The organism is Pseudoflavonifractor sp. An187, from assembly GCF_002160275.1.
GTDB classification, from domain to species: Bacteria; Bacillota; Clostridia; order Oscillospirales; family Oscillospiraceae; genus Enterenecus; species Enterenecus faecium.
Genome location: NZ_NFKG01000001.1, coordinates 22,712 through 48,315 on the forward strand (window position 1 = coordinate 22,712; position 25,604 = coordinate 48,315).

Sequence of the window (25,604 nt, forward strand, 5' to 3'; positions counted from 1 at the left end):
CACGGTGTTGCCCGAAAGATAGAAATTTTCTGTTGCACAGTTGCTCCAATCTTGATTTCTTTGTGGCTAAAGGATTTCAGGCGTTTTCTAATGGGGAAAAGATAGGTTTGTAGCAGAAGTGCAACAAAATATTCATTGACTACACTGGGAACAATGGATATACTATGCGTGCTTTAGGAAATGTTTGAGGTCCAAAGAGAAGAATATATATGGCGATTTACAGATCGACGAAATCCGGCTCCTTGTGGAGTTATTTTTTGGCCGGGCAGTTAGTTTCGGCTAATCGCTTGCCTGGTGAACAGTCTAACATACCTAAGGTGGAAGGTGCTGTATCATGTGAATAGAAATAGGAGGTGGTTTGATCCCGTATTGCCGTGTCAGCGGCTTTCTTTTTGTATAGTGGTTAGCGATTGCTAACAAGAGATCGTCAGTTTTTTCTTAGGAAAGAGAGGGGTTGCTTCTATGTGGATTGGAAAGCGTATGGCCAAGCAGGGCACATCTGCCGTTTTGGCAGCAGCTATGGTAGCCAGCCTGGGTAGCAATTATGGATTTGCGGACACTGTCCATGAGATAACCTACCCAGAAGGCTCCAGAGTTGTTCAGCGACTGGATGCGCCTGTGGAAGACGGGGTATACACCGCTTCCTTGAACTTAATGAATGCAAACAGTAGTGGACAGTACTCGATGGGAAACGCAGCACTTCGAGGCAGTGAATCGTTTCTGCAAAAACATCCCGACGACACCCAATACCAGGCGCTCTTGGTAGTGGAGCAGGGTACAGCCACTGCAATCGTAGAGTTTATGCCTATGGGGTATATTGGGCAGTATGGCTTTATGATGGAGTTGGAATCTGTCCAGGCAGAAGTTTTAACGAAATACGGGTATCCCGACGACAATTTCTGTACATACACTTCTGCAGAGCTGTTGACCCAACACCGAACACAAGATGGGAGCGTCGTGTATGATGCCTATAACAATCCAGAATCTGAAATGGTGTATGATGGGTCTAATCCTGATACCATGACACGACCGGCTGGATTTGGGCATGATGAACCTCGATTGATTGACATTGACAACCTGCCCTATCAGCATATGATGGCCTTGGATGTGACTCCCGTTGTGGTGGCCAATCAGTCCGGTGAGTTTGACATTCCGCAGACTAGCAGCGAGTTCACAGTCAACAATGCAGCCTATGTGCACGTATTTGTTCCCATTATGTTCTCTATCAGTCCCACATCTGGAGACCAGTATGCCAGACTACAAGTGGATTGGAGCAGTCTTACTGAGGTGGAAAATGCTCAGGAAAATGTAAGTTATCAGCTTTGGAAGGCTAAGAATATTTCCAAAGGGAATTATACGGAAAGCTCCTATCAGGCTTTGCAGGAAACCATCGAAGATGTGAGTGGTAAACTCACCAATATATGGCCCGATTCCACGCTGGAGATGTCGGGAGCTGGCTTCCAGGCAGTTCCTGTGCTGAATCAGAAGGAATTTACGGTTCAGGAGCAGCAGGACATGGCCTCTGCTATTGCTGCTGCTATAAGCGAATTGGAAGAAAAAGGAGATAAGACATCCCTCCGTGCCCTCATCGAGAAAGCGGATGTTTGCCAAGAGTCTCAATATACCCCTGAAACATGGGAACCCTTCCAGGTTGCGCTGGCTGCAGCAAAACAAGTGGAGCGGGACGACAATGCAGGTGTCTCCGAAGTTACGCGTGCTGTGAGTGAGCTAGGAAACGCGTTGGAGGCTTTGGTGAAGCGCGCCAATACGGACGAGTTGAAAACTATTCTGGAACAGGCGAGTGTTCTGAAGAATGAAGGATATACGCAGGCTACTTGGAGCGCATTGCAACAGGCCATTGACCACGCTCAGCGAGTGCTGGACAACGCCAATGCCACACAAAGTGAGGTGGATGCCCAAGTTCAGGCACTGCAAACCGCTATGGATAACCTGAGAAAAGAGGGGGAGTTGGATCGACATACCCTGGAGGATGGGGTCTACTCTGTTTACGGTGAAATGTTCAAGACAAACCAAACGGATTACTCCATGTCCAATGATGCCATCCACCATACCTTGAAACTCACCGTGGAAGACGGTAAGTACTATCTGACAATGGATTTTCAAGGTCTTTCTTATCTGAATAAATATGGGTATCTGGCGGAACTGGCCTATTATGAAAATGGCTATCAATACGGCGCTTATGGTGATTTGCAGGGAACTGTGGTGCCTGCAACCGTGTTGTCCACACAGAAAAATCCAGATGGAACGGATATTGTGGATGAATTCAATCAGGCGGGTGGGATTTATGCTGGAAAACTTTATCCAGATCAAATCAAATTCCCCCTGGTATCGGATGCTCTGGAGGATGAGCAGGGATTCGTGCCGCTTCAGGTATTTGTTCCGGTCATGGAGGACATCTCCGCTGGATCTGGTACTCAGGATGTATTACTGAAGTTGGACTGGTCTACCTTGAAAAAGACCACCGAGGATGATCCTAACTTCCAGCCGGAAGAACCTGTGGAGCAGTCCCCCGCCGTCAACGTCACCGACACCACCACCGGCATCAAGGTAGAGGCTGACAAAGGTGTGTTTCCTGAGGGCGTCCAGCAGGTGGTGACCCAGATTACCTCCGGGGAAGTCTACGAAAAGGCTGCTGAGCTGCTTGACGACGTGGGCAAGAAGTTCCGCCTGTTCGAGATCCATTTTGAGCTGAATGGTGTTGAGGTTCAGCCCAACGGTGTGGTCACCGTGTACTACCCCATTCCCGAAGGATATGATGCTGACAAGGTGGTTTTGTATCGAATCAATGAGGACGGAACCAAGACCCTGGTTAAGGGTACTGTGGAGAATGGCTACTATAAGGTGCTGACCAAGACCTTCAGCACCTACGCGCTGGTGGAGCAGGGCAGCACCATCACGGATGCGGAAAACAGCGCAAATGTGAATGGCAATCCCGACACCGGTGATCGTGCAAACGTAGCTCCCTTTGTAGTGTTGACTCTGTCCTGTGTCGGACTGATGGGGATTCTGCTTGCCAGAAAAAAAGAACAATGATACAGGGAGATTGATGTTATGAAGAATACCGCAAGAAAAGCTGTTCGAGGGCTTTGCGGTATGGTGGCAATGCTCGCCCTTGCGGCGAGCATTGTTTCCATGCCTGCATCGGCAGCTTCCCACGGCATATATACTGCCACCGCTACCGCCCACTACCGGCATCCAACCACAGGAGTCATCGAAGACTCTGGCGGAGAGAATTCTGCAGTACTAGGACAGTCCATGACAGAAAGTGCTACCAATAAAAAGGCTCTGGTAGAGGTAGATGCAAGTGGTAACACATGGATCACCGTTCGCTTAAATCTGATGGACAACATTCAATCACCCAAGTTTCAGGTGGATGGACGTTCCGTTTCTGCCAGTCTGATGCAAGAAGACTATGGCAGCAATACTGCAGATTTTCGCTTGAGAGCCAACAGCGAGAAATCTATCATCCGCTGCAATATGTATGTGACCCCCATGGGCCGTGAGGTCATCTTTTACATTACCGTGGGCAATCTGAAGTCCGGTTCTGGGGATTTTGTTACTAGCATCTCGGTGGAACAGCCCAAACCGACCCCTGCCCCTGCAGCAACCCCGGTGCCCACCAAGGCTCCGGTGGCATCCACGCCTGCGCCCGCCAGGACCCCGGTGACGACACAATCGCCTGCGTCTGAGGCCACAGCTGTACCCTCCGCTACCCCGGAGCCGTCTCCCACTACAGACCCAGAGGCCCAGTCCAGTGCCAGCGGCCTGGAGGAATTTGACGCCTCGGGCAACGCTGTGGAGGAAACCCAGGCTCCTGAAAACACCGACTCCTCCTCCGGCTCTCCCGTTCTCTGGTGGGTTATTGGAGGGCTGGTGGTCATCGCAGCTGTGGGCGGCGGCGTGTGGTACGTCTTCTTTGTAAGAAAGGGCAAGCATCCCTTTGGTAAGAAGTGAGGGAAGGAGCCGAGTATGAAACCAAGAAGACTTCTGTCTCTCTGCCTGGCGGGAATGCTGGCCCTGTCCGCCACCGGCTGTGTCAACCAACATCCAGAGCAAACTGCAGATGACGGTTCAGACCAGGTGCGTATTGTAGCAACCTCACCTGCTGCGGTGGACATCTGCGACAAGCTGGAACTGGATCTGGTGGGTGTGTGCTCCTCCACTCTGAGTACCATTCCCGAACGATATCAGGATGTGACCACTGTAGGGACGGCTATGAGTCCGGATTTGGAAATTTTAAAATCTTTGAACCCGGACTATGTGATTTCCCCCAACAGCCTGCAAAGCGATTTGCAGCCCAAATACGCCTCCATTGAAGTCAACTCCCTGTTTCTCAATCTGCGCAGCGTGGAGGGGATGTATGCCTCCATCGAGGGACTGGGGGAGAAGTTTGACCGGGAGGAACAGGCCCAGGCTCTGGTGGAGGAATACCAGCAGTTTATGGAGGAGTACCGAAGCCAAAATGAGGGGAAAGAATCCCCCACGGTGCTGGTGCTCATGGGTCTGCCTGGCTCCTACATTGTGGCCACGGAAAGTAGCTATGTGGGCAACCTGGTCAAACTGGCCGGTGGGGTCAACGTCTATGGAGATGGGGACGGCCAGGAATTCCTCACCGCCAACACCGAGGACATGAAAACCAAGGAACCAGATATCATTCTCCGGGCAGCCCATGCTCTGCCCGAAGACGTGGTGGAGATGTTCCAGGATGAATTTGAAACCAACGACATCTGGAAGCACTTTGAGGCGGTGCAGGAGGGGCGTGTCTACGATCTGCCCTACGACCTGTTCGGCATGAGTGCCAAGTTCAACTACCCCGATGCGCTGGAAGAGCTGCAGCCGCTGCTCTACGGCGAGGGAATAAAGCAAAATCCATAAGGGAGGCAAGATCATGACAACAACCAAACAGACGTGGGTCAAGCGCAGCTTGGCCATGTCCTTGGCTTCGGCCCTCACGTTGGGCCTGGCCACACCTCCGGTGTGGGCGGCTTCTCCGTCCACTCCAGAATTTGAAACCAATGCCACTTACCAGGTGGATGTCCAGATGCGCAAGCCTGACGAGGAAGGCGGATGGAACAGCAGCTTCTACAGCCATCTTCAGCGCACGGCCACTGTGACCACAGATTCCGATGGCAATCCCACCTTGGAGCTCCGGTTCCCTGAAGTGGTCGTCTGGGCAGACGACTATGAGACATCGGAGACCCAGTGGGTTACTGGCGTGCAGGTTTATGAAAAGGATAGCACCGACCCTGTTGCACTGGAATTTAATGAGGTGTCCTTCACGGAAGGATATTATACCATTCGTGGCGAAGCCACATTTGTGCTGCCCTACTGGGACAGTAATGAGTACACAGGTACTGTGACCCTCAACAACGAGACCCAGAGTGACATGGTGCTCACGGTGGACTGGTCCACGCTGGAGCAGATGCTGCCTGAGGCAGCAGTTCCGGAGATCACCCCCAATGGAGCAGATTTTGAAACCTCCCAGGAGGTCACCATCACCTGTGACACTCCGGGGGCAACCATTCTCTACACCACCGACGGCAGTGACCCGTCCTATTCTTCCGGCTATCAGACGGGAGAGGTGTACAGCGAGCCCTTTACAGTAACCAGAACCACCACCGTCAAGGCGATTGCCTACGTTCCGGGTGAATATGACCCCAGCGCTGTAGCTTCTGCCACCTTTACCCGTACCACCATGCCTGAACTGGTGCCTGGCCAAGAGTATGCGGTAACCATCTCGGTGGACGACCCTCAATGGGAGCTGACCAGCTATGTACACACTCAGGCTGTGGTCACTGCAGACCAGAATGGAAGTCTGACCATGAAACTGACCTATCTCCAGGATTGGCAGGGGAACAAGGTCTCTGCTCTGAGCATGTACCAGGTGGAGGGATCTGAGGATAGTCAGAATTTGAAGAACTTAGAGATTACACCAGCCTCCGGTACAATTGGCTGGAAGGACATCAGCGGCACCTCTACCTTCCAGCTGCCTTACGCTGGTGTTAAGCAGAACTACACCGGCACCTATCAGCTCAGCGACGATACCTCTGGCACCTACACCTTGTCGGTGCAGTGGGACACTGCCCACCAACAGACTGCCTCTGTGGCCACACCGGTCATCTCCCCCAACGAAGGCTCTATTTATGAGGAGACAGAGGTGACCATCACCTGTGATACCCCGGATGCCACCATCTACTACACCCTGGATGGCACCACACCCACCCAGGAGAGCACCCAGTACACTGGCCCCTTTACCATTAACCAGACGACCACGGTCAAAGCCATTGCAGTAAAAGATGGTATGGGAAGTAGCTTTGAGGCTACTGCTACCTACACCTGGAGTTTGCTGGGCCAGTTCACCGGTGCCGAGATCCAGCCCAAGGATGGATACACCACCCTCACCCTGAATACTGAGGATACCCGTTACGGTGATGCCATTTGGAGTGACCAGATGTCCAGCTCTCAGTATTTTGTCCGGGTTACCCAGGGGGACCGGGAGGAGAAGTTTGTCTATAACGGCGGCGTGGGCGGCTTTGCCCTCAAGCGGGTTGATGATGGCGTACAGATGCTGCTCAACTTCGATTCTGAGACTTGGGATCTTTCCCAGCCCATTACCCTGGACGTAGTGATGGAGGGTTCCAGCACCAAGCACGTGGTGCTGGATGCCAGCAACCTCGACGAAGTTACCTTGACTCAAGAGGATCAGTCTGCCGATGCAACTGGTGGTGCGCAAATTTCTGCCAGTGAAATGAAGCCGGGGCAGACGTACACCGCCACCTTCCAAGCCTTCCGCATTGACGATGGGGTCACTGAGTCCATGCTGGCTGGCTTCTTTGATCCCTATGTGGAAATCAAGGTGGCCCAGGACGGTACTCTCACCGCCTCCTTTTACAACACCGTGTACGCTCACTCCATGCTGGACTTTGCCATTCAGAGCAGTGATGGCACCTGGAAGGGCGCCATCACCGATGGTTCTCGTGTCCCTGAGACGGACGCTTCCGGGAAAGTGGTAGCCGCTGTGTACACCTTGCCCATCTCCGCATTGGACAGTGGCTATATGGTGGGTGCAGTCAATGTACAGGCTATGGGCGGCACTGAGGCTATGAACGGCATGTATGATCGATACACCCAGGTGAAGCTGGTATTTGACACCACCGTCACCGAGGGCTTTGAGGGCTTCCAGATCAAAAACTCCGGCTTCACCCAGGCTAAGCTTATCAACCGGGCGCTGATGACCGTGACTGGTCTGGACATGGACGGAGATGGCTATGTCACCACGCAAGAGCTCAACGACTTCCGATTTGCGGAAGGTAGGAAGAGCCTGGATTTGAGTTCCAGCACCCTGATGAACGCCTACGGCGTCTTTGATCCGTTCAAGATTCAAGATATTTCATGGCTTGCTGATTTGGGGGACAAGTCCCTGGAAAGCATTAACTTTAACGGCAACAGCATTTCTGAAATTCATGATGAGTTCCTGGGCTTTACCCAGCTCACCAGCCTAAACCTGTCCGCCAACTGTATTTCCACCATTGATGACGATGCCTTCTCCCAGCTTTCCTCCCTGAAGGATATGAAGCTGGCCAGCAACCTGCTTACTGTCATCAACGACAAACTATTTGCCGGCCTCAGCCAGGTAGGTGCCGGGGAAGACGAGTACATTCTGGATTTGGAGAATAACCGGATCTCCTCCATTGCTGCCGGTGCCTTTGATGATATGGAACATGTCACTGGTCTGTATCTGGCTCGCAACCAGCTGGTGAAGCTCAACGCCAATGCACTGCCTCAGCGGGAGACCTTTACCTGGCTGTCTCTCACCGACAACCAACTCATCCAGGTTCCTGAGGGGATCAACCAGCTGTCTGGCATTACCGACTTGTACCTCAACCAAAATGATATTGCTCAGTTGGGCAGCGATTTGGATGGGATGCTGGCCCTGGAGACCCTGAATCTCAGCGATAACCTGCTGGAGGAGGTCCCGGCCAGTCTGGTAGAGACCAATCCCGCCCTCTCCTCTCTGGATCTGTCTAAGAATAGTTTGCGTACCCTGCCTACTCCGTTGCTGGCCAAGGTAGCGGAAGGAGGCTATGGATTTGCCAGCGCCTTTGAGTACAACTCTGTGGACCTGTCTACCTGTGATCTCAGCGGCTTTACCCAGGAGCAGATTGCAACCATTCAAAAGGCCGCAGGAGAATATCCCTCCAAGCATCACCTGGGGCTCACCCTGGAGGTGGGGGAGGGAACCTTGAGCTATCAGTCTCAGTTGTCCGCCTTCGATTATTACTATTGGGCTTTGTGCAAGGGCGGCTATGTGTCTTGGGAAATCGAAGACAAGCTGCAAGAAGTGTTGGGCAAAACCTCCATTGACACCGTGGAGGAGCTGCTAAAGTTCCAGGCTGTGGATTTGCCCGACTTCTCTCAAGAGTCTATCAAGGGCTCCATTCTCACAGATAAGACCGGTACTGTGGATGCCTTCACCGTGCGCACCGATGTACAGGAGCTTCGCAACGGCACTTGGTACACCCTCAGCACCACACAGGTCAGCCAGGATGAGGATGCTTGCTCCGGCACCTTCCAGCAGGAGGGGATTACCCCTGAAGGCCGTTACCGTTTGGTCAAGACAGTGACTGGCACCAAGGCAGAACATCGCATTGTGGTTTATTCCGGCACCGGAACCGGGGAAACTCCGGATCAGGATGTGCTGGAGGATGGCATCTATTCTGTAAAGGTGGACATGTACCAGACTGACCGCAGCAAGCTGTCCATGTCCAACAATGCCATCAACCACACTGTAAAGCTGGAAGTGGTAGACGGAGTCTATTATGTGACCCTGGACTTCAAGGGCATGGCCATTGATAATCGCTTTGGCTACCTGTCCACCCTGTCCTACTACGATGAGGGCTATGTGTACAGCCAGTATGGCAGACCCCAGGGAGATCTGGTGTTGGCCGAGGTGCTCTCCACACAGAAGAATGCCGACGGCAGTGATGTCATCGACCAATACAACGATGCCAACCACCTATATCCCGACCAGGTGCGCATTCGCCTGGTGTCCACCGCCATTGCTGACCGGGACGGCTTTGTGCCCCTGCATGTCTTCGTGCCCATTATGGAGGCCATCAGCGCCGGTACTGGTGATCAGGATGTGTTGATGAAAGTTGACTGGTCTAGTCTGGAGAAGACCACGGAGGATGACCCTGACTTCCAGCCGGAAGAGCCGGTGGAGCAGTCTCCTGCTGTGAATTATACGGATGAGAAGACCGGTGTCACCGTCTGCGCTGACAAGGGAGTGTTCCCTGCAGGCGTGGGCTTTGAGATTACGCCCATAACCTCCGGCAGCGAGTATTCTTCCGCTGCCAACGCTCTCCAGGAGGTTGGGAAGAAGTTCAAGCTCTACCAGGTGAAATTTGTGGATGCCAATGGGGAGCAGGTGGTACCCAATGGAACGGTCTCCATTGGTTTCCCCATTCCGAATGGATATTCGGACCAACAAGTAGCTGTGTATCGCATGGCAACGGACAATAAAGTGCTGGTTCGTGGTAGTTTGAGAGATGACTATTATACGGTCATAACCAAATCTGCCGGAGCCTATGCACTGGTGGAAAAAGGCAGCACCATCACCGATGCGGAAAACACTGCTCAGGTGGGTGACGTCCCCCAGACCGGAGATGCCGCCCAGTTGCTTCCTCTGGTGGGAGTGATGATGAGCTGCGGCCTAGCTCTGGCAGGATGCACCGTATACGCTGCCCGTAAACGCAAGGGCTGATACCACAGTAAAGGCCGGGATGCCGTACTTCGACATCCCGGCCCTGCCTGCTTTATCTCATGGAAGGAGGTCTACTCGTCTTGATCAGCAGAAAAAAGATCATCGGATCTTTTGTGGGAACGGCTGTGCTGCTGGTTGGGCTGTTTCTCTTTGCAGTCAACACCGGCAGCTTGAAGGTCACCCCTGTGGAGCTGTTCCGAGGACTCTTTGTGGCCTACAATGAAAACGTGGCCACCATTTTTGACTTGCGATTTCCCCGTATTTTCATTGCCATGTTCGGCGGAGCTGTTATGGCGGTGTCCGGCGTGCTGCTGCAGGCGGTGCTGAAAAACCCGCTGGCGGACCCCGGCATCATTGGCATCAGCTCCGGTGCCAGCCTGGTGGCGGTGCTCATCACCGCCTTTTTCCCCGCACTTTACTTTTTTACTCCGCTGTTTGCCTTTCTGGGTGGTATGCTTGCCTTTTTCCTGGTGTACTCCCTGTCCTGGAAGGGCGGGCTGTCCCCGCTGCGTATCATTTTGGTGGGCGTGGCGGTGAATGCCATGTTTTCCGGCCTCATGAGTGCCTTCAACTCCGGCACCGGAAGCAACTATTCCGGGGTGGCCAGCATTGTCAACGCCAATATTACCATGAAGACATGGAGCGACCTGCAAACCCTGCTCCTCTACGGGTTGGTGGGGCTGATTGCCTCGTTCTTTGTGCTGGGGCAGTGCAACCTGCTGGCTTTGGAGGACAAAACTGCCCGAAGCCTGGGGGTCAATGTGAATCGGAGCCGGATTGTCATCTCTGTCATTGCCGTGCTGCTGGCGGGGATTGCCACCGCCGTCATCGGCCCCATCAGCTTCCTGGGTTTGATTGTCCCCCACATTGCCCGGCTTCTGGTGGGCAGCAACCATAAAATTCTGGTGCCCTACACCATCCTGTTGGGAGCATTCACCCTGCTGCTGGCTGACACGGTGGGGCGTACCATTGCCGCACCCTACGAGATTAGTGCATCGGTGATCATGTCTGTGGTGGGTGGCCCGTTCTTTATCATTTTGCTGAGGAGGTCCAGACAGAGCTATGGTCAGTGATATTTTTACCGTCAAAAACCTATCCTTTGCATACGGAAAGCACCAAGTGCTCCAGGGACTGGACTTTTCCCTCCGTGAGGGGAAAATTACCACTCTGATTGGCGCCAATGGCTGTGGCAAATCCACCCTGTTCAACCTGATGACCAAAAATCTGAAACCAGACCAGGGGGAAATCCAGTTCCGGGGGCAGGACATCGCCCATCTTCGGCTGAAGGACTTTGCCAAAGAGGTGGCCATCGTCCACCAGTACAACACCGCCCCCCCAGACCTGACCGTGGAGAAGCTGGTGGGATATGGTCGGACCCCCTACCATACCCTGGGTCTGTCCGGCGACCCCCAGCAGGACGAGGAGAAGATCCGCTGGGCTCTGGAGATCACCCACACGGTCAAACACAAGGACAAGCCGGTGGCAGAGCTGTCCGGCGGCCAGAAGCAGCGGGTGTGGATTGCCATGGCCCTGGCCCAGGATACCAAGGTGCTTTTTTTGGACGAGCCCACCACCTATCTGGATGTGCGCTACCAGCTCCAAATCCTCAAACTGATTCAAAAATTAAATCGGGAGTACGGCATTACCATTGTGATGGTGCTCCACGACATCAACCAGTCCCTCTATTACAGCGATGAAATTGTGGCCATGAAGGGCGGAAAAATCATTGCCCAGGGGGTACCGGAGTGCATTTTGACCGGAGAACTGGTCAAAGAGGTGTATGACGTGGACTTGACCATCCAGAGCGTGGACGGAAAGCCCTTTGTGATTCCGGTGTAGGGAGGAAAGGGGAGGCTTTCTATGAAAGTGAAACGACTGTTTTTTCTGGTGTTGGGCTGTGTCTGTCTGGGGCTGGGGTGCATTGGCGTTGTGCTGCCCATACTGCCCACAGTGCCGTTTTTCCTGGTTACTGTATTCTGCTTTGCAAAAAGCTCCCAGAGACTTCATAGCTGGTTTGTGGGGACGCGGCTTTATCAAAAGCATCTGGACTCCTTTGTGAAGAAAAAGGGCATGACAGTACAGACAAAGGTTGGCATCATGGTGCCTGTGACCCTGCTGATGGGGGTTGGTATCTTTATGATGCTACGAGGTGGAATTGTGATTCCCAGTATTATTTTGGCCATTGTCTGGGTGTGCCATGTTATCTACTTTGTCTTTGGAGTGAAAACCATCGTGTCAAAATCAGATAGTAGGGTCAAATGAATTTATCTGTGCAACGCCTTGACAATCTATAATGCGATGTGGTAATGTATTTCCTGTGGTTAGCGGTGGCTAACCAACTTGCAGGCAATAGCGTTACACCGTACAGCGGATTCATATAGATTCTTTTCCGCTTTGATGTAGTCCGCATTTTGTGAAAGGAGAACGTCATGACAAATTATAAGCAGTGGGAAGGTTTTGAAGGCCGTATCTGGAAGGAAGAGGTCAATACCCGTGACTTTATCCAGAAAAACTATAAGCCTTATGATGGGGACGAGGCTTTTCTTGTTGGCCCTACTGAGGCGACAAACAAGTTGTGGGATGCCTTGCAGGCCTTGCAGAAACAAGAGCGAGCCAAGGGTGGCGTGCTGGATATGGAGACCGAGGTTGTCTCTGGCCTGACTGCATATGGCCCCGGGTACATTGATCCTGAACTCAAGGACTTGGAGCAGGTGGTTGGTTTGCAAACTGACAAACCACTCAAGCGTGCATTTATGCCTTATGGTGGCATCAAGATGGCAGAACAGGCTTGTACCACCTACGGCTATACCCCCAGCGAAAAGCTGCATGAGATTTTCACCCAGTATGCCCGTACCCATAACCAGGCAGTATTTGATGCATATACCCCTGAAATGAAGAAGGCCCGGCATAGCCACATCGTCACGGGTTTGCCTGACACCTACGGCCGTGGCCGCATTGTGGGAGATTACCGCCGTGTGGCGCTGTATGGCATTGATTTCTTGGTCCAGGAAAAGCAAAAAGATCTGGCCAACTGCGGCGACGGCACGATGCTGGATGACGTGATCCGGCAGCGTGAGGAGATTGCACTGCAAATCCATGCGCTGAAGGGTATGAAAGACATGGCCGCCGCATACGGCTATGACATCTCCCAGCCTGCCGCCAATGCCAAAGAGGCCGTCCAATGGCTGTATTTCGGCTATCTGGCCGCAATCAAAACGCAGAATGGTGCGGCTATGAGTGTGGGCCGTGTCTCTACGTTCTTGGATATTTACATTCAGCGGGACATGGAGCGGGGCGTTCTCACGGAACGTGAGGCCCAGGAACTCATTGATCATCTGGTTATGAAGTTCCGTATGGTCAAGTTTGCACGTATTCCCAGCTACAATCAGCTGTTTAGTGGTGATCCGGTGTGGGCCACTCTGGAAGTGGGGGGCATTGGCATGGATGGCCGTTCCATGGTCACCAAGACAGACTTCCGTTTCCTGCATACGCTGGAAAACATGGGGCCTGCTCCCGAGCCCAACATGACGGTCCTGTACTCTTCTGCATTGCCCAAAGCATTCAAAGATTATGCTGCTCGTGTCTCCATTGATACCTCCTCGGTCCAGTACGAGAATGACGACGTGATGAAGCCGGTTTGGGGAGACGACTACTCCATCTGCTGCTGTGTGTCTGCCACGCAGACTGGCAAGGAGATGCAGTTCTTTGGGGCTCGTGCCAACTTGGCCAAGTGTCTACTGTACGCCATCAACGGTGGCATGGACGAAAAGCTGGAGGAACAGGTGGGCCCGGCCTACGCCCCCATCACCAGTGAGTATCTGGACTATCAAGAGGTCATGCAGAAATACGACGTGATGATGGACTGGTTGGCTGGTCTGTACGTCAACATTCTCAATCTCATTCAGTACATGCATGATAAGTATTACTATGAAGCGGCTGAGATGGCCCTCATTGACACCGACGTGCGCCGTACCTTTGCCACGGGCATTGCTGGTTTCAGTCATGTGGTTGATTCCCTGAGTGCGATTAAGTATGCCAAGGTCAAGTGTATCCGCAATGAAAAGGGATTGGTGACCGACTACGAGGTGGAGGGTGACTTCCCCAAGTACGGCAACGACGATGACCGTGCGGATGACATTGCCGTTGAGCTGCTGCGTAGCTTCCTGGAGAAGATCAAGCGCCGCCACACCTATCGCAATTCTGAGGCAACTACCTCCATTCTGACCATCACCTCCAATGTGGTGTACGGCAAAGCTACCGGTGCCATGCCGGACGGACGCAAGGCCTACACGCCCTTTGCTCCCGGAGGCAACCCCAGCTATGGGGCTGAAACCAATGGCCTGCTGGCCTCCTTGAACTCGGTGGCTAAGCTGCCCTACCACTGGGCGTTGGATGGAATCTCCAACACCCAGACCATCAGCCCTGAGGCGCTGGGTCACAGTGAGCAGGAGCGGGTGGAGAATCTGGTCCAGGTCATGGATGGATATTTTGACCAAGGTGCCCATCACTTGAACGTCAATGTGTTCGGTGTGGAAAAGCTGATGGATGCCATGGAGCATCCTGAGAAGGAAGAGTACAGCAACTTCACCATCCGGGTATCGGGATATGCAGTCAAGTTCATCGATCTGACCCGTGAGCAACAGATGGATGTGATTGCCCGCACTTGCCACAAGGTCATGTAATCTGATAAAATGATTTTAAAACCCGCGGCTGCTTGTGCGGCCGCGGGTTTTTCACACAACGATGTATATGAAGGAGTGGACTACTATGGCGCAAGATGAACGGATTGGATATGTCCATTCTGTTGAAACATTTGGTTTGGTGGATGGGCCAGGAGTTCGATATGTGATTTTTATGCAAGGATGTGCCATGCGCTGCCAATACTGTCATAATCCTGAAACCTGGACCTTTACCCAAAGCAATGGGAAAACGCCCCAGGAAGCCTTTGATGCGGCATACCGTTATCGGAATTACTGGCGTAACAACGGTGGCCTGACTATCAGCGGAGGTGAACCTCTCTTGCAGATGGACTTTGTCAGCGAGGTGTTCCGTTTAGCCCATGACAAAGGGATTCACACGGCACTGGACACCAGCGGACAGCCGTTTTCTCCTGACAATGCCCGTTGGATGGCCCGGTTCGATGCATTGTTGGAGCATACAAGCCTGGTGATTTTGGATTTGAAGGAAATGGATAACCAAAAGCATCGTGCCCTGACCGGTCACGACAACACGAATATTCTGGAAATGGCACAATACATTGCCAGAAAAGGAATTCCCCTTTGGATTCGCCATGTACTGGTTCCCGGCCTGACAGATGATACCGAAGGCCTTCGTCGTCTGAATGCGTTTATCAGGGCATTGCCTACCGTGCGACGGGTAGAAATTTTGCCTTACCACACCTTGGGTACGTTTAAATGGCAGAACCTAAACATCCCATATTCTTTGGATGGTGTCCGGGTCCCAACTGAAGAAGAAATTCAGGCCGCTGAGGAACTTTTGCATGTGAGAGAATACCAGGATGCACCCAAACGGTGAGCTTGAAATGGGTTGATGCGTAGACGTGTACCGTGTAAATGCATCCTCTGAACTAATACTCAGTTAGAATGAGCCCTTCTGGGCGGTCCATCATGAACCACCCCTGGGTCCAGCAGATGAGCGCAGCTCCCCCTTGGTGGAGAGCTGCGCTTTTTGCGGCCTTATCGGACGGTGTATAGATTGGAGGTAGAGCTACCGTTGGCTCGATGCCTAGGCGTCTTCTCCAGATATCCGTGCTGCTCCAAATCATGAAGCGCCCGCTTCACCGTGGAGTGGGACAGCTTCATGTCCGAAGCAATGGTGTTGATACCCGGCCAGCACTTGCCCTCGGCATCGGAGCGATCCCGCAGGTACATATAAACCGCCTTGGCCCGGGAGGGCAGTTCGCTGTCTGCATAAATAGTTTCGAAGTAACTCATATCTCATCATCTCCAAACGCTTTCGTGTGGCTGGATTTTCTCTTGACCGCAGTTTGGTTCCAGGTTGCATCCTGCCCCACGAACTTGTTGGATGGGGGGAGGTTCTGTGCCAGATCCACACGGTTGGCATAGGCCACCTCTCGATTGGCTCGCTCCGGCACAGTATACGGCTCCCCAAAGGTAATGCCCCACTGGAGAAACAGCCGCAGCTGGGTGCGCATGGGATGGGTACCGGTCTTCATCACAATGAAGCTGCCCTTGGGGATGGATTTCAGCTCGTCCGGGGTGAGAAGGGCACGCTCCATCATCTGCAGGCTCTGGCTTGGATCGTTCTTGCCACGGCTCACGGAGCCGGACAGGACGGTGCGGCTGCCCAGGGCTTTGGACAGCACTTCAGCGGTCTGGCTGTTGGGGGCAAAGCCACCGAAAATGGTGTCCTGGCAGTTGTCAGCAATAATTTCACAGCCCTCTTTTCCGTAGTTTTTCTCCAACTGTGCCAGGGATTGAATGATGGGTACCAGGGTGAGACGGCGGGAGCGGCCAGCAGAGAAGAGGGGCAGAATGTCAAAGGGGGGCATGGTGCCGAACTCATCGCAGAACAGCACCACCCGATTTTTCAGCTTGCCGCCGTTTTCGTCTGCCACAGCAAACAGCTCTCGGCTCAAGTTCTGGACCATTAGTCCCGCCATAAAGTTTTTGGTGGTGTCTTCCTCGGGGAGAATGAGGAAGATGGCAGACTTTTCGTAGAGTTTTACCAGGGCATCCGTCATCTCACGCTCCAGTTCCAGATCTCGCTTGCTCATGTAGCGTTTCAAGGCAGAGAGTTTTTCCTCGTCAAAGGGAATGGTCAGGTTTACTTGTTTCATTGGCACTTCCTTTCTCAGTCGTAATTGATGTATTCAATCTCCAGCCAGTGGGGCATAGCCGATGGTGGAGGGTTCCGGGTCGAGCTAGATGAGACAAATACAGTCTGTTCTCCGAAATGAGAAAGGCCGGAGCGTTCGCTCCGGCCTACACAGGGGTAAGATCAGTTTGGATTTGTATCCTGGGCAGAATAGCTCATCCATCTGGATGGGCGCTTCCTCCAGCAGAGTTTACCGACAAGATGATCAGCGGAATGGAAAAGGGGACCGCATCTATGAGATGCGATCCCTCTGCATTCTAGCTGGTCACATTGTCAACTCGGGGTTTCTCGACTGTTGCTCCTGCTGCATCAGGAGGTTCATACTGTAGTCCAGTATCTTTTCCTTACGCTCTGTCAGCATGGTGAGGTAGAACTCCCGCTGGAGCGGTTGGAGCTCCGGGATTCCATCCAGGAACCTCTGTATCCTGTCCAGATCGATTCGTGCGGCGATCCGTCTGAGTGCATCATTGCACTCCGGATAGCGCAGGGAAGCGATGAAATCGAAGTACGGAATCTTCACACCGTTTTCTTCAATGGAAGATGCGGGGAACACATAGATTCGCCGATCAATTTCTTCCTGTGACTTCAGTACCTCGGCCATGAGGGGCAGATCCAACTGCGGATAGAGACAGGAACCGCAGTCATAGACCGGCGCAATCTCCGCGCTTTGCTCCTCCTCATTTACCAGCAGGCCCCAGTTGCCGTTATGCCGGTCAAAGTTTCCGAGGAGCGCATCCGCAATAAACATATCCCAGAAAAATTTTCGAAGTTCATCTGCTGGATACAATGTTTGCTCATCAATAGCCTGCAGAATCGATGACAGCTCCTTGCCGTAGCCATTCTGCTCACTGTCGATACAGGTGTTCTTCAGTTGGGCGAACTCAATCAGCCGCTTTCCGCCCTCTGTAAAATCACGGCAGGCAACTACCAGCTTGCTTTTGCCCCGACGATCTGTGTAATTACCCAGCAGAGTATCCTGTACCCGGAAGCCCAGCATCTCGAAAATGTGACAGGCCACATATTCGCTGATGCATCCGTTGGTGTAACTCATTTCTTTGTTCCGGCTGGGGCGTGGAGGAAACTTCAGCATATAACTGGAGCCCGCATAGGAGATATTGATCTTATTTCCATTCGCACCGCCATAGGCACGGAAACGGTTGACAGGGCAGTTGGTAAAATCAATCACGTGTCGTTCCTCCCCATTACAGATATTTTGCTCTCAGGTAGTCCGCCTGCTCCTGTGTGATGGCGTTGCTCCACTGGTTGGAGTTGATGGCGCCATACAGCTCTCCCCACAGGCAGTCCATGTAGGACACATGGTCTTTCTCTCCCTGGATATATTCATCCAGGGCCTTTTGCAGGCTGGCTGGCAGTTCCTTTTCCAGGTAGGAGCGATCGTTTGGCTTCCCGTCCGGGGCCTGCCTTTGCTCTACAGTCATGGTCAGGAGCTGCTCCATGGGGATGTCCAGCGTGGCAGCAAGCTTGCTCAGTGTTCCGGCATTGCACCGCGTCAGCGACGTTTTGCCCGAGCAGATGTCCGCCAGCGTGGCCCATGGAACCCCGCTGCGCTTGGAGAGCTGGTAGCGGGAGAGACCCTTTTCCCGCAGGACTTGTTGAATCGTCATATGCATCACCCATCTCCGATTATATCGGTATCCCGATAACCAGTCAAGGGGTGCAGGCACAGCCAAATCGAAGGTGATGGCCAAGTTCACTTGCTTCATGCGGTACCTCCTCAGTTGTAGTTGATATAGGGAATCTCCAACCAGTGTGTCCATCCTCTGCCCTCCAGCTTTGTCTTTACCACGCCCTGTTGGGTGTTCATGGCTTCGATGACATAGCCGTCGCCAACATACACACCGATGTGACCGTTCTGCCAGACGGCCAGACCGGGTGTATCCGGCATGGTGTCAATGGGACCCGATACAGATGCAGAGTAGTACATTTGGTTGGCGGCGATATCGGGCATGCCATTGGTGGCGTAGCCAATGGTGAGTGTCTCTGGGTCGAGCCAGCCGTAGCCTTTGATCAGACCCACGCAGTCGGTGGTCCGACCACCCAGCCAGTTGGAACGAATGAAGTCTGCGTAGGTACCGACACCGTCGGGGTACTGCTCCTGCTTGTAGGCGAAGAGGGAATCGGTGAGGACGTTGCCGTAGGTTCCCCACACATAACCCCAGCCGGACTCCCAGGCGTGTATGGCATAGAGAGCCAGGTCTGCGGCATTCTTGGTGGAGGGATCGGTGAAGGTGGAGATGTCCAGCTCGACACTCGTTCCATCTCCACGGAGATACTCGCCGTTGTAGCTGCCACCGCTGGCGGTCCCGGCCACTGAGGTGTAGACGTGGTTGATGTTGTTTCTGTCATCCTCTGTGATATCTCTGCCCAGATGAGCTTCCAGCTGAGTGTATGCCTGGTAGAGAGACAGGGGCACGTTGACGGTGTAGGTCTCCTCCTCGGTGGTGACGGTGCCGTCCTCTTGCTCTATCTCCACGGTGCGGGTTCTGGTTTCTGTGGTGTAGAAGCACGCTACAAAGCTGTCCGCTTCGCTTTGGGACGGAGCATCCTCACCAAAGCAGAGAGCATAAAAAACGGCCTTGACTCGCAATGGGTCAAGGCCGTTGCCGCTCTCCGTCTGCTCATTGGCAGAGGCCACCGCCGAATCCAGAAGGGAGAAGGCGGAACGCATCTCCTCAATGGAGTGGCGAAACTCCGCAGGGACTTCAGCAGAGAGTGTGCTGCCGTAGAAGCACGCTTCCACTGAGGCGTTGTTGTGTTCGGCACCGCCCGAGCCTATGGAGCAGAGCAGGGCGATCAAAAGAATGACAGGGGAGAATACCGCAACCAGCACCCAGCCAAACCCTTTTCGAGTTTTCTTGTTGGTGAGCAGCGTGGCGGCGGCTTTGGCGATTGCCGCAGGTATAGCCATCAGCGACCACCTGCCGATCCAAAGAGCTTCTCCTTATAGGCCGGGGCATGGACTTCCAACAGGTATCGCTCGTTGCCACACTTGTACAGGCAGACACCCCGCTGGGGAAACTTGATGAGATTGTACTCCGCTTCCTCCAGCTGGAGCATATCCATGTAGGAGCGCTTGTCGATGGAGCCTGCGTTGAAGAGAAACTGATGGGGCGGGATGCTGAACAAGGGCTTGGTCATCTCCCGGATGCCCTCTTGGTCGAAGTCCTCCAAGTTCTGACTGGCCAGAAGCATGGCAGATTCTTTTTTTCGCACACGCTTCAGACAGTTGCGGATGTACTCGATGGCAGTGGGGTTGGACAGCCAGATATACAGCTCGTCCAGAGCCGCCACGGTATTGCCTACGGTCAGAAGCTTGTCGGACATATAGGACAGCACATTGAAGAGCATGGCGTTGCGGACATTTTTCGCCGCACTGAGCATCCCCTTCACACCGAAGACCAGGAAGCGGCTGGAGGTAATGTTCGTGTGTCCGTTGAAGAACTGGGCATCGGCGCCCTTGCACATGGAGTGCAGCCCCAGTAGTACCTCTTGCAGAAGCTTCTCGGTATAGAGGGGGTGACGGCTGGCGTCATAGTTGTGAAACTCCTCCTCCATCAGGTCGTAGAGGTCGGAGAGGATGGGGTAGTCTCCCGGGTGCATCTGCGTAAAGTTGGTGTCCTCGGTGATGCCGAACTTCTGGTACAGCTTGGAGAGCATGATCTCAATGGTGTCGATGTGGGCATCGCTGAACTCCTTGTAGGCTCGGAAGAAGTCTTTCAAGAAGGAGATGTGTTGGGCCAGCAGCGTGTTTTTGAGGAAGGGCTCCGGCGCATCGTCGACATTGGGGTCTCCGCTGTTGTCCCAGCACTTGGGTTCCAGAACATTAATGAGATAGTGTCCGGCCATGAGGTCGGCAAAGCAGCCACCCACCGCCTCGCACATCTCCTGCTGCTCATGTTCGGCATCCAGGGAGATGACAGATTTGCCAGACTCCAGCAGATTGAGGATGAGCAGCTTCATGAGGTAGGACTTGCCCTGTCCGGAGTTGCCCAGGATCAGGATGTTGGCAGAGGTCTTGTCCTCGTCTCGCTGGTCGAAGTCCACCAGAATGTTGCTGCCGTATTTGTCTTTGCCGATGTAGAAGCCCTTGGGGTCCAGCTTGCCGGAGTAGTTGAAAGGGTACAGGTTGGCCACGGAACTGGCTGGCAGCACCCGTTCAAATTGGACTCCGAAGACGTTGTAACCACTGGGTCCCACACAGCGGAAGCCCTGCTGCTGACGGAGCAGGAGCTTGTCCACGTTGAGCTTGCTTCGAACCAGCTCGGTGAGCACATCGGTCTGGAGCAGTTTGAGTCCATTGTAATCAGGGGCCACCAACTCTAGGTACACGGCACAGTGGAGGAGAGGCTCCCGGTTGCGGTGCATGGAAGCCACCAGGGTGGCCACATCCTGCAGGTTGCTCTCCGCTGTGATGGTCTCCTGCAGATTGCTGGTGTTGGAGCTGCTCAAGCGATTCTTGTTGGTGGCATTCTGGATGATGCGCTTTTCTTCGGTGGGAGTGACTTGCCTGGTATAGATGTGCAGGGTGATACCGTCCTTCTTGCCCAGATGACGGAGAATGGTCTGCTCGTCGGTGCTGGTGGGATATTCCCGGAGTGCCCAGACACAACGGTAGGTGTTGCCGCAGATAAAGTGGTCGGGCAGGAAGCTGACCACAGAGGGGGCGATCATATCCAGAAAGGATTTTGTGTTGGCCTCCTCGCCAATTTGGGCAGCGGACTTTTTCGGTTTTCTTGCCAAGGTAGATCCCTCCTTATTCTTTGGTTGTGACCCAGCGGTCCCCGTCGAAGTCCTCGAAGTCTTCTGTGGTCACGTTTTGCTCGAAGTAGACACCAAGCATCCGCTTGAGATCCTGCTGGGTGGCCCGGCGGGTGGTGAAGCCGTTGTCGTTGATGCTCTGCTCGATGCGGGAGAGATAGGGGAAGACATCTAATCCTTGATCTTCCCGCAGCCGAACGACGATATAAAACTCCCGGCTGGAGGCCATCAACACCTGGATGCGGTCCAGGTGCTGGCTGTCTTGGGCCAGAAGCTTGCCAATGGCGGGAAGCTCCTCCTGCTCCATGCGCTCCTGGTAGAAGTTTTTGTTGTACTCAAAGGACTCCTTGGAGTTGAGCGCCAACATCTCCACCTCGGCCAGACCCTTCATCACGTTGAGCAGAGCATGGATCCTTGCTGTGATGCTGGTGTCTGGCAGGACGCTGATGTTGGTGGGCTTGATGATGAAGAACACCAGATCCCCCATGTGGGTGGAGATACAGTAGTCCTTGAGGCTGTCAATGCCCATCAGCTGCTGGGTGGACTGGGCTGACTTTTCTTTTTTCTTTCGGTTCATTCATATTCCTCCGTAACGTGTGGCGGGACCAGGTGAGTACAGCACAGGGTGACGTGACAGACCAATGTCTTGGGATTCTGGGTAAAGTGATAGTTTGCCCGGACATTTTTGATGCCGGAACAGCCGTATTTCTCACCCAGCATGCCAGCCACATAGCTTTTCAGCAGAGCCCGCAGACTGCGAAATCCATAGTAATGCTTGCCGCTTTTACTGCGGCAGCTCCAATTGGTCTTGGGGTCCTGCCAGAAGTAGACGTCGTCGCACTCCCAGCGGCTTCGCTTTTCGCTCCAACGGAGCTTCAAGGAGCCGGATCGCTGGACGTCCTGATGGATGCACGGAGCTAGAGTTCGGTAGGTAGAGTTATGATTCATACTACATTCTCCTCCATTCGTAAAATTGCCGTTTGGTGAAGAGAAAGGCCACCGCATACCGGATGAAGTCCAGGATGCTGGTGCCATCAAATCGGATGCTGAGAAAGGCATAGACTGCCGTCAGCACCAGGGGGACGAAGATGCCGGTCTGGGTGAGCGCCAGGACAGAGAGGAGAAGTCCCACGCCGATGACACTCACGTCCCGGAGTTCCCAGAGCCACAGGGTTGCTTTGGCGGTCAGGTTATCGGGATAGATGTACAGATTGATTCACCTCCAAAAGAAAAGCCGCCGGGTTTTCCCGGCGGCCAGTTCAGTGAATTATGCTTCGGTTGTAGGTTGGGTCAGGCTTTGTGCCTCGTACTCAGCCAGTGCCTGTTCGATGAGTCCGATGACGAACTCCTTCTGGCTGATTTTCTTGCCCCGTTTCTTTTCAGCGGCGATGAAGTTCTTCAGCCGCCGGTCCAGTTCCTCGGGGATTTGAAAGGCCAGGGTTTTGGTTGCTGCCATGGTGACGTTACCTCCTTCAAAGTGTTGGGTGAGAATCATTTCTACACATTCGGCCAGGGTTCCCAGTGCAAGCTGCTCCTTCTCTGATATGACCTTGGCGTGCAGCTCTACAGGAATCATGGCGCAGAGATTTTTCTTATTTCCCATGGAATGGGCTCCTTTCTATGATTTTGCAAGCAAAGCATACTGGAACTGAGCAGGGAAAGCTATTCACACATTCCAACAAAGAAACAGGGCATCAACCAAGCAGAAGCGACGAGATTACCCCCATCCATACTGCTTGAGAAAATAGATGACAGTAGTGGGCAGATGTGATATCATAGCTGCAAATAGAAGTGCAACAAAAAGGAGGAAGTAGCGTATGATCAAGACATTGGGTAAGCATATCGGGAAGATAATCGCAGTTTTTGGTGTGCTGCTCATAGGGTTTGGGCTTGCTGGTGCTGGCCCCGATACCGGCTTATGGGCGTTCCTTGTGGGACTCTTGCTGGTGATTGCCTGTGCCGTTTCCAGTCGTGAGCTGCGGAAGTTTGTCCGTTCGGTGCTGGATTTCATTTGATGGCGAAGCAACAGGGGAGAGAACATGGATATTGTTTTAGAGTTTTTCTTGGAATTGATTGTGGATGGAGGCATAGAGGCTAGCGGAAACAAGAAATTGAGCCGTTGGATTCGCTATCCGTTAATTGCATTGGTAGTCCTGTTTTTTGGGGCTGTGATTGCCATGATGTTTTATTTGGCATTTGGTCTGAGTTCTAATGAGCCGGTGGCCTCGGTCGCTTTCTCGTCGCTGGGTGTATTTCTTCTGGTGGGAACTCTGCTGAAGTTTAGAAAGCTATACTTTGCAAAGCGGGCGGATAACGGGAGCGAGAGAACAAATGACAAAAGAGTATAACTGGAGCGCCACTGTGGATGGAGTGTCTCACGCAATCCTTTGTCAAGTGATGAATAACAAGTATGTCTTGTGGGTAGACGATAAATTTGAAAAAACTGTCTACCGCAAGAGCTTTCAGGCTGTTCGGGGAGGGCTGGATGAAACTCTGGAGCTGTGGGGAAAGACCTGTCACTTTGTGGTGTGGCCCAGCGAAAAGGTAGAGTTTTTTGTAGATGGAAAATCTCTGAATACGCAGGAGGACTACGAGCATGCTCTGGACATGTCCTATGAAGAATCCATATCTCACTATGAGCGGACTATGCGTCGTTACTCGTGGGTGATGGTGCTGATTATGGGGTTGACCTGTATTCTTTATTTGGTTGTTGAGCTGCAAGGAGGAGATATGTCCCGATGGAATGGAACGATGGTGCTCGTACTGGTTATTCTGGTGCTCAACCTCGTGGATATTGTCAGGGGGAGAAAGCGATGATGGACAGAAAACTTTGGTGGGATATTCTTGGGTTAGTCGTGACATGCGGAGTGAGCGCAGCGATTCTATACTGGAATGGTTGGAAAGAAAAAAGAATAACTAAGTCCGGCATTGTGTTTTGCTTGGCAATAGGAATACTTTGTGTTCCATCTCTCTTTTTCGTCCGAGGTTTCTCTCTGGCGATGACGCTGGTTTGGGTTGCCGCTTGGCTTGGTAGTGGATGTCTCAAGATGGTTCGATACCAAAAGAAAAAGGCACAATCGTAAAACACCAGCATGTCTGAGTTGACAGATCTAAATGCATCGTTTCAAAAATCGTCCTGCACTTTTTTAGGGTGTAGGACGATTTTTGTTTTGTGCTTTGTGTAAAGCGGATGCCACAGCTCTATGTCATTTGGCCACCGCCTGGACCACCGTCCTGGTGGTATTGACCGCAGCCTGGGCCGTATAGACCGCAGACATGATGTTGGCTCTGGTGGTAGTGTCCAGGCCGAAGGTTCCGGCGATGCGTGGGATTTCCCCTGCGGACAACATCAGTCCCAGACCCAGAAGGGCATTTTCTTTGAATACCATCAATCCTGCAATGAGGATGGTGGCTTGCAGGAAGGCGGTGAGGCAGAGTCCAATGATCTGCTTGCACCATTGGATGAAGCCGTCGGTATAGCCGCGGGGGACGCTGAACATATACAGGCTGCCCACGGCGATTTGGATGAGCAGGATACCGCCTCGCTTCAGGTTTGCAAAAAACACCTTAATGACGGCATAGGCCATAAGAATGATGCAGAACAGGAGCATGATGGGGCTGGTGATGGAAGTAAAGCCGAAGTAGGAGCCGGATGTCATTTCGGTCAGGGACTCCACATCGCCGAGAGTGTCGATGATCTCCGTGGCCACTTGGCCAATGGAGGTTCCGTATCCAGTGATTCCGGCGGTGAGACTGCCCTGCAACGTGACGGAGAGTTCATAGAGCCGCACGGGTACCACCGTGAAGAGACCGACTGCCATAAAGCCCTTTATGGCATTGAGGGCGGTCTCTTTCAGGTTTCCTCTGCCGGAGGAATACTCAATGCCGCATTCAAAACAGGCCACCACAAGGCCTGTGCCATAGAGCGCCCAGGCCAGATAGGAGAAAAACAGGACAATACTCTGTACCCAGTTCATGGTGAACAGCTCCACGCCCATGTTGCCCATCTCGGCAAAGAAGTTGCCCAGAAAGCCCATAATTTGACTGTAGATCCAATCAATGATCTGGCTCAGGACAGTATCAGCTACAAAATCCCAAATAAACAATGGTTGGTTCACCTCTTTTCGGGTTGAGGCCGTACCAACCGCATGACACAAAGACCCCGCAGCTGGTACGGCCTTTT

General features: G+C 53.0%; 23 protein-coding genes and 1 pseudogene. 13 read left to right on the plus strand and 11 right to left on the minus strand.

Going from position 1 to position 25,604, the window contains the following annotated elements; translation table 11 throughout:
• Nucleotides 1–480 precede the first annotated feature (480 nt).
• The 9 genes from B5F22_RS00135 (at nucleotide 481) to pflA (ending at nucleotide 15,319) form a co-directional block, all read left to right on the plus strand.
• Entirely contained in the window at nucleotides 481–3,054 is a 2,574-nt protein-coding gene (locus B5F22_RS00135) for an NEAT domain-containing protein (RefSeq protein ID WP_158096556.1), read from the plus strand.
• 99 nt (nucleotides 3,055–3,153) lie between these two features.
• Nucleotides 3,154–3,975 carry a heme-binding Shp domain-containing protein gene (locus B5F22_RS00140; protein ID WP_242955028.1) on the plus strand — a complete coding sequence of 274 codons (822 nt, stop codon included), beginning with the start codon at nucleotides 3,154–3,156 and terminating at the stop codon, nucleotides 3,973–3,975.
• A gap of 15 nt (nucleotides 3,976–3,990) precedes the next feature.
• Entirely contained in the window at nucleotides 3,991–4,896 is a 906-nt protein-coding gene (isdE, locus tag B5F22_RS00145) for a heme ABC transporter substrate-binding protein IsdE (protein ID WP_087389535.1), read from the plus strand.
• Between the two features lie 13 nt (nucleotides 4,897–4,909).
• A complete protein-coding gene (locus B5F22_RS00150) occupies nucleotides 4,910–9,784 on the plus strand; it encodes a chitobiase/beta-hexosaminidase C-terminal domain-containing protein (protein WP_087389537.1) in 4,875 nt (1,624 codons plus the stop codon).
• 59 nt (nucleotides 9,785–9,843) lie between these two features.
• Complete coding sequence (locus B5F22_RS00155) at nucleotides 9,844–10,857, plus strand: iron ABC transporter permease (protein ID WP_087231669.1); 1,014 nt, start codon at nucleotides 9,844–9,846, stop codon at nucleotides 10,855–10,857.
• Nucleotides 10,847–11,623, plus strand: a complete 777-nt coding sequence (locus tag B5F22_RS00160; RefSeq protein ID WP_087231666.1) for an ABC transporter ATP-binding protein — start codon at nucleotides 10,847–10,849, stop codon at nucleotides 11,621–11,623. Before B5F22_RS00155 ends, B5F22_RS00160 begins: the two co-directional genes overlap by 11 nt.
• 21 nt (nucleotides 11,624–11,644) lie before the next feature.
• Entirely contained in the window at nucleotides 11,645–12,046 is a 402-nt protein-coding gene (locus B5F22_RS00165) for a YbaN family protein (protein WP_087389540.1), read from the plus strand.
• Nucleotides 12,047–12,213: 167 nt separating this feature from the next.
• A complete protein-coding gene (gene pflB, locus B5F22_RS00170) occupies nucleotides 12,214–14,466 on the plus strand; it encodes a formate C-acetyltransferase (RefSeq protein WP_087389543.1) in 2,253 nt (750 codons plus the stop codon).
• A gap of 85 nt (nucleotides 14,467–14,551) precedes the next feature.
• Nucleotides 14,552–15,319 (plus strand): pyruvate formate-lyase-activating protein, encoded by a 768-nt coding sequence (gene pflA / locus B5F22_RS00175; protein ID WP_087371289.1) that lies wholly within the window; start codon nucleotides 14,552–14,554, stop codon nucleotides 15,317–15,319.
• A gap of 161 nt (nucleotides 15,320–15,480) precedes the next feature.
• Here pflA and B5F22_RS00180 read toward each other — a convergent pair whose 3' ends face one another.
• The 10 genes and pseudogenes from B5F22_RS00180 to B5F22_RS00225 form a co-directional block, all read right to left on the minus strand.
• On the minus strand, nucleotides 15,481–15,738 hold the full coding sequence (locus B5F22_RS00180) for a helix-turn-helix domain-containing protein (protein ID WP_087389545.1): 258 nt from the start codon (nucleotides 15,736–15,738) through the stop codon (nucleotides 15,481–15,483).
• A 110-nt stretch (nucleotides 15,739–15,848) separates the two neighbouring features.
• Nucleotides 15,849–16,481: pseudogene (locus B5F22_RS00185) on the minus strand (TraG/TraD/VirD4 family protein); the annotation flags it as partial.
• Between the two features lie 426 nt (nucleotides 16,482–16,907).
• On the minus strand, nucleotides 16,908–17,828 hold the full coding sequence (locus tag B5F22_RS00190) for a HipA domain-containing protein (protein WP_087389547.1): 921 nt from the start codon (nucleotides 17,826–17,828) through the stop codon (nucleotides 16,908–16,910).
• 16 nt (nucleotides 17,829–17,844) lie between these two features.
• A complete protein-coding gene (locus B5F22_RS00195) occupies nucleotides 17,845–18,366 on the minus strand; it encodes a helix-turn-helix transcriptional regulator (RefSeq protein WP_343223902.1) in 522 nt (173 codons plus the stop codon).
• Between the two features lie 11 nt (nucleotides 18,367–18,377).
• Nucleotides 18,378–19,571 carry a hypothetical protein gene (locus tag B5F22_RS00200; protein WP_087389548.1) on the minus strand — a complete coding sequence of 398 codons (1,194 nt, stop codon included), beginning with the start codon at nucleotides 19,569–19,571 and terminating at the stop codon, nucleotides 18,378–18,380.
• On the minus strand, nucleotides 19,571–21,334 hold the full coding sequence (locus B5F22_RS00205; RefSeq protein ID WP_087390065.1) for a DUF87 domain-containing protein: 1,764 nt from the start codon (nucleotides 21,332–21,334) through the stop codon (nucleotides 19,571–19,573). The genes B5F22_RS00200 and B5F22_RS00205 overlap by 1 nt, the downstream gene beginning before the upstream one ends.
• Nucleotides 21,335–21,416: 82 nt before the next feature.
• Nucleotides 21,417–21,998: a hypothetical protein gene (locus B5F22_RS00210; RefSeq protein WP_087389550.1), complete on the minus strand. Its 582-nt coding sequence runs from the start codon at nucleotides 21,996–21,998 to the stop codon at nucleotides 21,417–21,419.
• Nucleotides 21,995–22,369 carry a hypothetical protein gene (locus B5F22_RS00215; protein ID WP_087389552.1) on the minus strand — a complete coding sequence of 125 codons (375 nt, stop codon included), beginning with the start codon at nucleotides 22,367–22,369 and terminating at the stop codon, nucleotides 21,995–21,997. The genes B5F22_RS00210 and B5F22_RS00215 overlap by 4 nt, the downstream gene beginning before the upstream one ends.
• Nucleotide 22,370: 1 nt before the next feature.
• Nucleotides 22,371–22,631, minus strand: a complete 261-nt coding sequence (locus tag B5F22_RS00220) for a hypothetical protein (protein ID WP_087389555.1) — start codon at nucleotides 22,629–22,631, stop codon at nucleotides 22,371–22,373.
• A gap of 57 nt (nucleotides 22,632–22,688) precedes the next feature.
• Nucleotides 22,689–23,024: a hypothetical protein gene (locus tag B5F22_RS00225; protein WP_087389558.1), complete on the minus strand. Its 336-nt coding sequence runs from the start codon at nucleotides 23,022–23,024 to the stop codon at nucleotides 22,689–22,691.
• A gap of 214 nt (nucleotides 23,025–23,238) precedes the next feature.
• Here B5F22_RS00225 and B5F22_RS00230 point away from each other — a divergent pair, with 214 nt between their 5' ends.
• Genes B5F22_RS00230 through B5F22_RS00245 form a run of 4 tightly spaced genes read left to right on the plus strand, consistent with a single transcriptional unit; the run spans nucleotide 23,239 to nucleotide 24,504 of the window.
• Nucleotides 23,239–23,436 (plus strand): hypothetical protein, encoded by a 198-nt coding sequence (locus B5F22_RS00230; protein ID WP_087389561.1) that lies wholly within the window; start codon nucleotides 23,239–23,241, stop codon nucleotides 23,434–23,436.
• Nucleotides 23,437–23,460: 24 nt separating this feature from the next.
• Nucleotides 23,461–23,769 carry a hypothetical protein gene (locus B5F22_RS00235; RefSeq protein ID WP_087389563.1) on the plus strand — a complete coding sequence of 103 codons (309 nt, stop codon included), beginning with the start codon at nucleotides 23,461–23,463 and terminating at the stop codon, nucleotides 23,767–23,769.
• Entirely contained in the window at nucleotides 23,753–24,238 is a 486-nt protein-coding gene (locus B5F22_RS00240; RefSeq protein WP_143482136.1) for a hypothetical protein, read from the plus strand. Before B5F22_RS00235 ends, B5F22_RS00240 begins: the two co-directional genes overlap by 17 nt.
• Nucleotides 24,235–24,504 (plus strand): hypothetical protein, encoded by a 270-nt coding sequence (locus B5F22_RS00245; RefSeq protein WP_087230296.1) that lies wholly within the window; start codon nucleotides 24,235–24,237, stop codon nucleotides 24,502–24,504. The genes B5F22_RS00240 and B5F22_RS00245 overlap by 4 nt, the downstream gene beginning before the upstream one ends.
• A gap of 123 nt (nucleotides 24,505–24,627) precedes the next feature.
• On the opposite strand, the gene B5F22_RS00250 is transcribed toward B5F22_RS00245, so the two are convergent.
• Nucleotides 24,628–25,527: a conjugal transfer protein TrbL family protein gene (locus tag B5F22_RS00250; RefSeq protein ID WP_087258508.1), complete on the minus strand. Its 900-nt coding sequence runs from the start codon at nucleotides 25,525–25,527 to the stop codon at nucleotides 24,628–24,630.
• Nucleotides 25,528–25,604: the final 77 nt, after the last annotated feature.

Excerpts from the sequence above, each read along its gene's own strand:
- B5F22_RS00150 (WP_087389537.1), top strand. The coding sequence starts at position 4,910 with ATGACAACAACCAAACAGACGTGGGTCAAGCGCAGCTTGGCCATGTCC.
- pflB (WP_087389543.1), top strand. The coding sequence starts at position 12,214 with ATGACAAATTATAAGCAGTGGGAAGGTTTTGAAGGCCGTATCTGGAAG.
- B5F22_RS00200 (WP_087389548.1), bottom strand. The coding sequence starts at position 19,571 with ATGGCTATACCTGCGGCAATCGCCAAAGCCGCCGCCACGCTGCTCACC.
- B5F22_RS00195 (WP_343223902.1), bottom strand. The coding sequence starts at position 18,366 with ATGAAGCAAGTGAACTTGGCCATCACCTTCGATTTGGCTGTGCCTGCA.
- B5F22_RS00210 (WP_087389550.1), bottom strand. The coding sequence starts at position 21,998 with ATGAACCGAAAGAAAAAAGAAAAGTCAGCCCAGTCCACCCAGCAGCTG.
- B5F22_RS00155 (WP_087231669.1), top strand. The coding sequence starts at position 9,844 with ATGGAAGGAGGTCTACTCGTCTTGATCAGCAGAAAAAAGATCATCGGA.
- B5F22_RS00235 (WP_087389563.1), top strand. The coding sequence starts at position 23,461 with ATGGATATTGTTTTAGAGTTTTTCTTGGAATTGATTGTGGATGGAGGC.
- B5F22_RS00240 (WP_143482136.1), top strand. The coding sequence starts at position 23,753 with ATGACAAAAGAGTATAACTGGAGCGCCACTGTGGATGGAGTGTCTCAC.
- B5F22_RS00135 (WP_158096556.1), top strand. The coding sequence starts at position 481 with ATGGCCAAGCAGGGCACATCTGCCGTTTTGGCAGCAGCTATGGTAGCC.
- B5F22_RS00245 (WP_087230296.1), top strand. The coding sequence starts at position 24,235 with ATGATGGACAGAAAACTTTGGTGGGATATTCTTGGGTTAGTCGTGACA.
- B5F22_RS00205 (WP_087390065.1), bottom strand. The coding sequence starts at position 21,334 with ATGATCGCCCCCTCTGTGGTCAGCTTCCTGCCCGACCACTTTATCTGC.
- B5F22_RS00180 (WP_087389545.1), bottom strand. The coding sequence starts at position 15,738 with ATGAGTTACTTCGAAACTATTTATGCAGACAGCGAACTGCCCTCCCGG.
- isdE (WP_087389535.1), top strand. The coding sequence starts at position 3,991 with ATGAAACCAAGAAGACTTCTGTCTCTCTGCCTGGCGGGAATGCTGGCC.
- B5F22_RS00230 (WP_087389561.1), top strand. The coding sequence starts at position 23,239 with ATGATCAAGACATTGGGTAAGCATATCGGGAAGATAATCGCAGTTTTT.
- B5F22_RS00140 (WP_242955028.1), top strand. The coding sequence starts at position 3,154 with ATGCCTGCATCGGCAGCTTCCCACGGCATATATACTGCCACCGCTACC.
- B5F22_RS00165 (WP_087389540.1), top strand. The coding sequence starts at position 11,645 with ATGAAAGTGAAACGACTGTTTTTTCTGGTGTTGGGCTGTGTCTGTCTG.
- B5F22_RS00215 (WP_087389552.1), bottom strand. The coding sequence starts at position 22,369 with ATGAATCATAACTCTACCTACCGAACTCTAGCTCCGTGCATCCATCAG.
- B5F22_RS00225 (WP_087389558.1), bottom strand. The coding sequence starts at position 23,024 with ATGGGAAATAAGAAAAATCTCTGCGCCATGATTCCTGTAGAGCTGCAC.
- B5F22_RS00160 (WP_087231666.1), top strand. The coding sequence starts at position 10,847 with ATGGTCAGTGATATTTTTACCGTCAAAAACCTATCCTTTGCATACGGA.
- pflA (WP_087371289.1), top strand. The coding sequence starts at position 14,552 with ATGGCGCAAGATGAACGGATTGGATATGTCCATTCTGTTGAAACATTT.